Below are 10,579 nucleotides of genomic sequence, written 5' to 3' on the forward strand. Positions count from 1 at the left end.
TTCTATGGTGCTATATTACCGTAAACTAACGCTGTGGTGCATTAATATAATGGCATTTCATCAGCAACAAATGGATTAGTCGCTCGCTCATGACCAAAAGTCGATAATGGTCCATGTCCTGGCACAAAAGTGACTTCATTGCCTAAAGGCCACAATTTAGTCTTAATCGAGTTAATCAATGTTGGATGACTGCCTTGTGGAAAATCAGTACGACCGATACCACCTTTAAATAATACATCCCCGACAAATGCAACCTTAGCATCCGCACTATAAAAAATCACATGCCCAGGCGTATGGCCCGGAGTATGGAATACTTGTAAGGTTTGATTACCAACCGTTATTACATCGCCATCATTAAGCCATTGAGTTGGCGTAAATGCTTCTGTCATTGGAAGGCCAAACATTTCACTTTGACGAGGTAAGCCTTGTAACCAAAAGTCATCATCTTTTTGTGGACCAATCATTGGTACCTTAAGAATCTGAGAAAGAGGCTCAGCCCCACCCACATGATCTAAATGTCCATGAGTAAGTAATAATTGAGTAACGTTAACGCCGAGCGCCGCCACTTCTTTTTGAAGTTGTTGAATATCACCACCTGGATCAATAATCGCAGCTTGATGTGTTTCATCACACCATATAATAGAGCAATTTTGCTGAAACGGTGTTACTGGCACAATTTTATATTGAAGACTCATTCATACATCCTAAATGGAGACATTATTTAGGGAAGCATGCCACGAATACCCTTAAAAATACAGACGATAACAGGAATAAACTACCCTCTCCAAGTACGTACAGGACCTGTATCAATATGAATAAATTGACTATTTGGATAATAACCAACCCCGCCAATATTTAAATCTAATGCTGCCTTACGTATTTTAGCTAATGAAACCCCTTCAAGATTAAAATCAATAGCTTGAGCTTTCATATGATAACTTTTCTTCGCAACACCACCACGTTTGGCTAACATCTTATTAGTCTTAGATGATCGATAGCCTGAAAATAACTGCGCATAACCATCATGACCAAGATAATATTGGATTTGTGCAATAGCATCATACAAACGTCGATCTATACGCGCGATTTCATTTTGACGGAAATCACGACAAAGATAATCTAAACGTCGAACTTCTTTACCTACATATGTTTTACCATTGAAATATTTAGTTTCTAATTCTTCACCTGTATGCAAATTGCGTAATAACATCGTTCGAGGTTTCGTAGCTTTAAAAGAACTCGCTTGAACAATATTCGGAAGCATACATGCCCCAACCGCTAATCCACTTAATGTTAAAAATTTACGACGACTAATATCTAAATTTGACATATTTCACACAACCAAAAAAAATGCTCTTTATTTACTAAAGCAATACATATACCAATATTGCAGAACACTATCTTCAGTCAATTAATCAGTCAAATACATAAGTCACATAAAATAACATTGATAAATCTATTTTTAAAGATCATTAACTTACACTCAATTATTATTGTAAGAAGAAATTAATGACACTCTGTTTCGTTAGTATTAATCATATTCATAAATATCAAAACGGTAATTAGCCGCACCATCATCATTCACCCATGCTGTTTGATAAATAATTTCCACTGGAACTTTTTTACCTTTATTTAGTCTAATTGTGCGCGTTTTTTTACTTCTAGAATATGTGTTAAATTGGGATTCTTTTTTTCCAGAATATTGTAATAATGCTAACGCAAGTGATTTTGACTCAAGCACACGCACACAACCTGAGCTCAATGCGCGCTCATGCTTATTAAATAAAACAGGGTATGATGTATCGTGTAGATAAATAGCCTGATTATTAGGGATATTAAATTTATATAAACCTAATGCATTTTTTTTACCTGGTTTTTGACGCAAACGATAAGGAAATTTATTGGGTGTTAATAAGTTATATGGGATTGAGTTTATATTTATTTTTTCTGTACTCCCCCAACTGCGAATAACTTCATAATTATGACGCCTTAAATAACTTCGGCTACGCTTTACTTTTGGTAATATATCTCTCTTCATGATTGAGTTGGGTACATTCCAATATGGATTAAAAACAACTGAGTTCACTCTCGAATTAAAAATTGGGGTTTGACGAGATGGTTTGCCCACTATCACCTTACTACTCATTACCCAGCGCCCATCTAACCATAGTTTCATATAATAATTCGGTACATTTACCACAATACCAGTATAGAGGCTTGTAGACCAAAGCCGTAATCGCTGAGCATTCAATGCTAATAATCGAACCCGTTGCGTTGGGTTTAATGCTAACCATTGCTGTGTTTTCGGGCCAATAATCCCATCAGGTATTAAACCATGCCGTGCTTGAAATCGTTTTATCGCTAATACAATACTACCCGTATATGCTGACTTATGTTGTGACTGGTAACGCTTCGCTTCTTGAGATGAAATATCACCTAAACGCTCAAGGACTATTAGTAAATTCGAACTGTTTTTTATTTTTTGTCCCGGAGTCACTTTTTCATTAAACACTAACGAAGGCCAACGTAACGTATGCTGTGAATCTAATTTATTAATTATTGTGACTAATTGATTATATTCTGAAGTTTGAGGCTTTAAACGAAAGATAAATTGATTAAATTGATTATTTTCATAGTCCTTCAGCATATCTTCAATTACAACCCGACTCGGGCGCGGTAAATTTGATGGTGCTGTTTTACCAAATAACCATAATTTTCCTTTTCCATGTAACTGCTCAATAAAACTGATATATATTAATAAGGTATCAGTAGCGATAACATCATATTGTTGCCAATTGTGTAGTGGTTGTAATTGAATAAGTAAGTGATACCTAGCAGTAAGCTCTTTATTTGTTTTAGATAAACTAACAATACGCAGTTGATCTATGAAATCATGAATTGCACGTGGATCTTTCCAAAACTGACTAAACCCTGTAGATATATATAATTCCACTAATGTTGATGTATATTTTAAATTAACTCTATTTTCATTCGCCTCTTCAATCCATTGTCTTGTGCTATTAAGCATATTTCCTGATTTATTACTTGATGGTAATGACGGCTGAGTGTTTTTTATATTTAATAATGTGTGTTTATCTCCAAGCGATTGGGAATAGGCAAATGATACTTGTAAATAAAAACTAACAAATAATATGGCAATAAAAAAAACATGCTTAATTAATGTCATTAGTTACCCCTACTCACACTTTAAGTATGAAAATAAAACGATATTTAATGACTAAATATAGATGAGAATAATATTCTCAAATCTTAGAAATACAATCATAAAGATAACAACATTTAAAATTAGATCTAACTATATAAAAAATCGGTAATAATTAAGTTTACATTTTCACATGTAACACAATTTGAAACAGACATATTTCAGCAGCTATGCTATGAAACAGAAAAGGTAAATATCTATCATTTACGCTAAAGATGATAATAACTATCATTAACAAACTGTTGCATGTAAGTCTACCCGTACATGATTACACTTATCGATAAATAAATTAATTAGATACCGATAAAGACCGATGAAATCATTATAATTCTTGTATACTCTCATCATAAAAAGATCCTATATATTAGAATAAATTTATAGCGTTATTGTATACAAATTTAATTGGGAGCGTTAGATGGATAAGCACGAGGAAGTACTGGTTGCTCTGAGACAAATTATTCGAGCAATTGATCTACATTCTAGAAAACTAAATAAGAATGCCGGACTGACAGGTCCACAGTTAGTATTAATGCGTGCTATTCGTGGATCGGGCGAAATTACTATTCGTCAATTATCTAATAACACCAATATGAGTCAGGCAACAGCAACAACGATTCTTGATCGTTTAGAAAAAAGAGGCTTAGTTGTTCGCCAGCGAAGTATACTTGATAAACGAAAAGTCCATGCTCATCTTACTGAAGCAGGACTTATCTTATTGAATAAAGCACCAATGCCACTACAAGATAGCTTTATATCTCAATATCAAGACTTAGAAGATTGGGAGCAGTCACTACTCCTTTCTTCTGTACAACGTATTTCAACAATGATGAATGCTGAGCATTTAGATGCAGCACCATTACTTGAAGTTGGTAGTATCACAAAGCAAGAAAAACCCAATCAAGATAGTTCGGGTAACGAATAACGTTGATAGAAAACCGACATTGTAGTCGGTTTTCTATCTACTTAATTAAGGTTATCTAACGAATATATAATCAATCAAATATTTTAAAGATATCAATATTATTTGTTAACACGATCCAAGATAGGAACATTACATGCTATTGGAAGGCATTGAGACATTATTAGTATTAGCAGAAGAAGGCACCATGAGCCGCACTGGTAGTCGATTGTATATCAGCCAATCTGCTGTGAGTAAACGGATTGCTAAGTTAGAAACAACATTAGGCACAAAGCTAATAATACCGGCAGGGCGATTAATAAAACTCACTCCTGATGCACATGCCCTAATCAATAATGTCGGGCCAAGTTTTAATGAAATTCGGGGGCTTATTTTTGAACATCAAAATTTAGATGATCAAACGATTATTACAATTGATTGTTCTGAAACTCTAATTGCAGGGTATTTATCTAATGTTCTTGGACACTATTTCCAACATGATAAGTATATTTCTATCTCCACTCACCATACACCTATCATTGTTGAAAATGTCCAATCAGGTAAGGCAACAATAGGATTCTGTGCTGGACATTTACCGACTCAATATCGATTTTTAGCCCAACATTTGATGGATGAGCCGTTCAAAGTAGTATTTAATCAGCCGCTCACTACACTCCCTAAAGCCATTATTACCAATGACTTAAAAAACCCATCAAATATTTCACAAGCAGCAATTCTACAAAAGCAGGGAATAATGCCTTTAATGGAAATGGATTCTTACACTGCATCAGCACAACTAGCACTGGCAGGTATGGCACCTGCCCTTGTACCAAACTCGATCGTCAATACATTAAAAATCAACGCAAAATATTGTTTTGAATTTGAAGAACTAGCAGAACTAACTCGTCCTATTTATCTGATTTATAGACAAAATAGTTATAAGTCACCACGCGTTAAAACCATAATTGAAACCATTGCGGATGCTGTTGCCACAGCAATTTAATCGCCATCCCCATTGACATTATAACAACCATTGGTCGAATAAAACGCTGGCCTTTACTAATAACAATATGTGCCCCTAATCGTGCTCCTATAAAACCACCAGCTGCCATAATTAAGCCGACCTTCCAAATTGGCAGTCCCGCCAAAATAAACAATATTAAGGCTGCAATATTAGAGGTGAAATTTAAGACTTTTGTCCGCGCAGTAGCTTCCACTAGCCCTAATTGTGCAATAACAACAAAACAAACAGTAAAAAATGAACCAGTACCAGGCCCAAAGAAACCATCATAAAAACCGATGCCTGTACCAACAGAAAATGCAAATGCAGCTTCTGATAACTTTGGAACCCCGCCTCCAGCACCAATATTAGGTGACAATAAGAAATATAATGAAATACAAATCAGTAATAATGGAATAAGACTTGTTAATACACTAGCATCAATACGCTGAACTAATACCGCTCCGATAGCTGAGCCTATAAATGTGCAAACAATCGCCAACCGCATTTGTTTTAAATTGACTAATCCATTACGGACAAAATACCAAGATGCAGAAAAACTACCAAAGGAGCTTTGTAACTTGTTGGTTGCTAATGCTTGTGCGGGCGGAATACCAACAGAAAGCAAGGCAGGGACTGTAAGCATACCGCCACCACCAGCAATAGCATCAATAAATCCAGCAGCTAACGCCACAAAAAATAAGATCGCAAGTACATCTATACCTAATTCCATTTACTATCACTTTATTAATTAACGTATTGATAGCTGAATAATAACGATGAATTTAATCATCGAATAGTGAAAGCTTGGATAGCAATCCATTCCAGTTTGGAATGAATTAAAACACACTTACAAATATCTTTTCAATACTAACGAATGACCTCTTTGGGGTTAATTATGATTACGGCACATCTCAGCAGGAAAAGATAAGCGCACCATAATAAAGCGTTTTAATAATTCATCATAAGGCTGGGCATCTAATGCTTTTTGCATACACATTAACCATGCTTGCTTCTCATCCTGACCTATTGCCATATGTCGATGAGCACCAGCAAGATTCATACGCCCATAACGCTCAGCATACCGATCTTCGCCTCCCATCCATCCAATCAAGAATGTCGTTAATTTTTGTTTTGATTCGGTAAGATCTTCACGGTGCATTGCTCGTATTGTTGCAGCCTCAGGCTCACTATCAATATAGTAATAAAAATCAGCCACCAACTGCTGTACACCAACCTCACCACCCGCGGCGATTAGCGTACTATTTCCTTGCCCAAAAACAGGTACATTGCGTTTTTTAACGCCAGAAAAATCATCAGATTCAGGAAATTCGTTGTTATCAACCATCTCATACTCTCTTAATTACAATCCTGTAGTCATTGTATAAGAAAGAATAAAGAGCCACCGCCATCGCTCTTTATTATTGATTGTTGATCACACTCTAAGTGTTTATTTTTAATCAACTCACATAAATAGGTCCACTAAATGATGTCACTGGCGGCACTTCTTCGGTGTACTTTTCAAAGTCAACCACTACAGTATTAGCACTGGTTGCTTGTGCGAGTTCAGAAGTGGGAATATCAATGGTTAATGTATTAGGATCACCATAAGTATCAATAGCGCCAATATTATTATTTAGCGGCCCAAACCACGCCCCTTCTTCAATACGAATCACCCCTGTTGGATAATGTTCTGAAAGTACCGCTCCCGCTAATAATTGACCACGATCATTAAATACTCGCACAATATCACCATCCTTGATGCCCTTTTTCTTAGCATCTTGTGGATTCATATAGACAGGTTCATGATCTTTAACCGCATAGGTATTACGAAATGCTTCTGAATCACACATTTGTGAGTGTAACCGCTTATTGGGATGGCATGATTGTAGCCAAAAAGGAAATTTATTCGATTTAGGGCCTCCGTGCGAACGTTCTTCTTTTTCAAACCACATTGGATGGCCTTGGCAATGGGCATAGTTATAACGGGCTATTTTACGACTGTAAATTTCAATGAAACCCGACGGTGTCCCTAGACCATTAATTTCAGGATCTTCTCTAAAAGCAGCATGGCTGACATAGGTTTGATCTGTTGTAAACTCCACTAATCCTTGCTGCCAAAACTGTTCAAATTCTGGCATTTCATGCTTACCGTCATTCGCTTTACGGCAATCATTATACAGCTGTTTGATCCACTGCATTTCTGTCATACCACGAGTATATTGCTTACTTTTACCAAACCGTTCGGTTAATTCAGTAAATATTTGAAAATCTGTTTTTGATTGATAAAGCGGATCAATCAACTTATGCATTGCTAACACCCCACTGGTTGAGTAGGTCCCATATTGATCTAAATCGTTACGTTCAAATTGGGTACAAGCAGGTAAGACAATATCGGAAAAACGGCATGTTGGTGTCCATGTATAATCAATATTGATCACCGTTTGTAGTTTTCTAAACGCTTCTTTCATTCGATTACGTTGTTGGTGATGATTCCATGGATTACAACCACTAAAAATCATCATCTTAATATCAGGTAGAACGACATTACCGCCGTTGTATTGTATTTTCTTACCTGGCTCCATGATCGCATCAATCCATCGAGCAACAGGGATCGTTGAGCTGTAACCTTTAAAATCGGTGTTATTCCAGATCGGCTGCTGCCCTTCATCCACATTACGAGGAAAACCACCAGGCCCCGCAGCAGTACTAAAAGGTAACCCAACGCCACTATAAAAATGCGAATAAGATATTCCACCACCGGGTAAACCAATTTGTCCAAGCATTGATGCTAAAACGGCCCCCATCCAATAAGGTTGTTCACCATGTTGTTGTCGCTGTACCGCCCAGCCAAACATTAACATAGTGCGATCTTTCACTAAGCTTCGAGCAAATTTTCGAATAGCGTCCGCTTTAACACCACAAATAGGCTCAGCCCATTCAGGTGTTTTGGCGATTTTATCTTTACCTGTACCCAATAAATAAGGCAAGAATTCATTAAAGCCTAACGTGTAGGTTTCAAGGAATTGTTTATCGTACAGATTCTCTTTATACAATGTATGCGCAATCGCTAGCATAAAAGGAACGTCAGTTTGAGGATTGACATATTGATGTTCACAATTAAAATATTTTTGCGATTTTGATACCACAGGATCGACAGAGATCATTCGAATCCCACCATCTGCAACCTTCTGCTTTAATTGAGCATAATAATCATAAGAACCATGCGTTTCACACTGCCAGCCTATTTGACTGTTTTTAATCGGATCATTTGACCACCATATCAATGTCTTACAATCTTTAAGAATTGTTGACCACGTAGTTGCTTGCGCATAAACCTCTGTTGATCCTAAAACATAAGGTAAAATAGTTTGTCCGGCCCCCGTCGAATAATCCCCTACCTTCTTGATAAAGTTACCATGCATACCGACAGCACGTTGCATGTGCGAAGTACAACTTTGAAATTGTCCCGTTTCTCGCCACCCCGTTTGACCGGCATGTAATGCCCACGGACCATAATCTTTCTGCACCCGCTGTAACTCTTGGTAAAACAAATCTAACGCTTCATCCCATGTGACACGTACAAAACGATTATTACCACGGGTTTCACCACTGTATTTGTTTTTCTTGAGCCAATCTAAGCGCACCATCGGATAACGTATCCGCGAAGGGCTATAAATTAGACCTTTGATTCCATTTAGCATGTCAGTTGGATTTTTATCAAATTCTAGCGGTTTAATTTCAGCGACTTGACCATTATAAATTCGAGCTCGAAATGCGCCCCAATGAGAACCAGATACCTTCCAAATCCCCGGTAACTCTGAAGATTTAGTTACATCTTCAGATGACCTTGCAACTTGCATAAGTAATCCTGGACCAATAACAGAAGCTGCACTCGTAGTTGCTAAACCTTGCAAAAATTTACGTCTACTCAGTGACATAAACAATTCCTCACGATTAAAGCGAAAAAAGGTTACTGAACATAAAATATATTCAGTAACCTTTAGTTTGATTAATGTTCAGCTTTAGAAAAGTCTGACGAATGATTTTGCAAATATTTCAATACAATAGCTTCACTATCAGTATCGAAATTCACAAATGCGAGCATACCATTAAACATTCCCGGCCACGTATTTGCATCAAAATGGTTCTCTGCTGGTTGGGTATGACAAACACTACAGTTGGTGTTATATGCTGATTTTGCAGCAGTCCAAACCGTGTTGATATCACTGACAAAATTCTTTTTCTCAACCCACAGCGTTGCCGTTACTTGTTGCCATTTTAGCCCTGTAACATCATCTTCTTTTTGCTCAAAACCTTTAACAATATCAGAATTTTGGGCAGCATTTTTACTCAGAGCTGCCGTTGGTATGTTCATTCCGAAATCTTGATTAATAACTCGACCAAAGCCTTTTTCTTTACGCCAGCCATTTAGCTCAATTTGTAACATATCACCTTTAATATCGACAACTTTCACTGCCGATGCCGGCTCTAAAGAACCACCATCTTTGGTTTTAGCTTCATCTTCATATAGCGGTAAGAACTGTATACTGTAGTACGTATCATCTTTTGAGTAATCGGTACTTTGCGATGCAGCTGTAAGCTCAGATACAATACCGCCGGATGATGCCATATCAGAAGGAAGATGGTGTGCGATACCTTTATGGCAATCAATACAACTTTGATCTTTAACCGCTGCTTGTTTCATTTGCGCTTGCGCACGAGGTGACATTTCATCCCATTTCATGCTGTTGTAACTATGACAACTTTTACATTCAAGAGATTTATTCGCTGCAAACCGCTTCCACTCATGTTGAGCAAGCTCTAAACGTTTTGCTTCAAATTTTTCTGGAGTATCGATAGAGCCAACAATAGCCCCAAATACTTCTTTACTGGCTTGCATCTTACGGGCAATTTTGTCACTCCAATTATGAGGAACATGACAATCTGGGCATGTAGCTCTGACACCTGCACTATTTTCCCAGTGAATAGTACCTTTTAATTCAGGATAAACCGTATCTCTCATGGAATGACAGCTAATACAAAATTTTTCAGTATTAGTCATTTCGAGGGCAGTATTAAATCCCCCCCAAAATATAACCCCGGCAACAAAACCACCTAGTGCAAGCACGCCAAGGCTTATTTTGGTTGCGGGACGCCATAATGTTATCCAAATTTTTTTCAAGGATGCCTTCATCATTTACCTACCCATTTTATTGAATGTTGGCGAGTGCTTAGCCGTGGCCAGGAGGACCAAGGAAAAACACTTGCAGCGCCCAAATAAAAAAGCCATATCCGCTTACAAACATGACAGATAAAATAGGGAACAGTAAAACAATGATGAATAGAAATGTACGCCATTCATAGCGACTTCTTTCCTGCTCAGTAATTTCAGTATTAGTCATGGATGACCTCTCTGTAATCATTACGATAGCGATGTACCATTAATCAAATGATA

Annotated in this window: 10 protein-coding genes; 2 read left to right on the forward strand and 8 right to left on the reverse strand. The window is 37.2% G+C overall.

The window, feature by feature from the left end:
• Positions 1-41 precede the first annotated feature (41 nt).
• The 3 genes from OC457_RS08615 to OC457_RS08625 form a co-directional block, all read right to left on the reverse strand.
• Entirely contained in the window at positions 42-695 is a 654-nt protein-coding gene (locus tag OC457_RS08615; protein ID WP_080173236.1) for an MBL fold metallo-hydrolase, read from the reverse strand.
• A gap of 80 nt (positions 696-775) precedes the next feature.
• Positions 776-1,330, reverse strand: a complete 555-nt coding sequence (locus OC457_RS08620; protein WP_080173235.1) for a YcbK family protein — start codon at positions 1,328-1,330, stop codon at positions 776-778.
• Between the two features lie 201 nt (positions 1,331-1,531).
• Positions 1,532-3,187, reverse strand: a complete 1,656-nt coding sequence (locus tag OC457_RS08625) for a L,D-transpeptidase family protein (protein ID WP_080173234.1) — start codon at positions 3,185-3,187, stop codon at positions 1,532-1,534.
• A gap of 451 nt (positions 3,188-3,638) precedes the next feature.
• On the opposite strand from OC457_RS08625, the gene OC457_RS08630 reads away from it, so the two are divergent.
• Positions 3,639-4,145: a MarR family winged helix-turn-helix transcriptional regulator gene (locus tag OC457_RS08630; protein ID WP_080173233.1), complete on the forward strand. Its 507-nt coding sequence runs from the start codon at positions 3,639-3,641 to the stop codon at positions 4,143-4,145.
• A 133-nt stretch (positions 4,146-4,278) separates the two neighbouring features.
• Entirely contained in the window at positions 4,279-5,124 is an 846-nt protein-coding gene (locus tag OC457_RS08635; protein WP_080173232.1) for a LysR family transcriptional regulator, read from the forward strand.
• Here the strand turns inward: OC457_RS08635 and OC457_RS08640 are convergent.
• The 5 genes from OC457_RS08640 to OC457_RS08660 form a co-directional block, all read right to left on the reverse strand.
• On the reverse strand, positions 5,075-5,854 hold the full coding sequence (locus OC457_RS08640) for a TSUP family transporter (RefSeq protein ID WP_080173231.1): 780 nt from the start codon (positions 5,852-5,854) through the stop codon (positions 5,075-5,077). The two genes, OC457_RS08635 and OC457_RS08640, sit on opposite strands and share 50 nt — an antisense overlap.
• Before the next feature lie 159 nt (positions 5,855-6,013).
• Positions 6,014-6,469, reverse strand: a complete 456-nt coding sequence (locus tag OC457_RS08645) for a group II truncated hemoglobin (RefSeq protein ID WP_080173230.1) — start codon at positions 6,467-6,469, stop codon at positions 6,014-6,016.
• 112 nt (positions 6,470-6,581) lie between these two features.
• On the reverse strand, positions 6,582-9,062 hold the full coding sequence (torA, locus tag OC457_RS08650) for a trimethylamine-N-oxide reductase TorA (RefSeq protein ID WP_080173229.1): 2,481 nt from the start codon (positions 9,060-9,062) through the stop codon (positions 6,582-6,584).
• Between the two features lie 71 nt (positions 9,063-9,133).
• On the reverse strand, positions 9,134-10,318 hold the full coding sequence (gene torC / locus OC457_RS08655; protein WP_080173228.1) for a pentaheme c-type cytochrome TorC: 1,185 nt from the start codon (positions 10,316-10,318) through the stop codon (positions 9,134-9,136).
• 37 nt (positions 10,319-10,355) lie between these two features.
• A complete protein-coding gene (locus tag OC457_RS08660) occupies positions 10,356-10,526 on the reverse strand; it encodes a periplasmic nitrate reductase, NapE protein (RefSeq protein WP_080173227.1) in 171 nt (56 codons plus the stop codon).
• Positions 10,527-10,579: the final 53 nt, after the last annotated feature.

Origin of the sequence: Photobacterium toruni (assembly GCF_024529955.1) — a bacterium.
Taxonomy (GTDB): domain Bacteria; phylum Pseudomonadota; class Gammaproteobacteria; order Enterobacterales; family Vibrionaceae; genus Photobacterium; species Photobacterium toruni.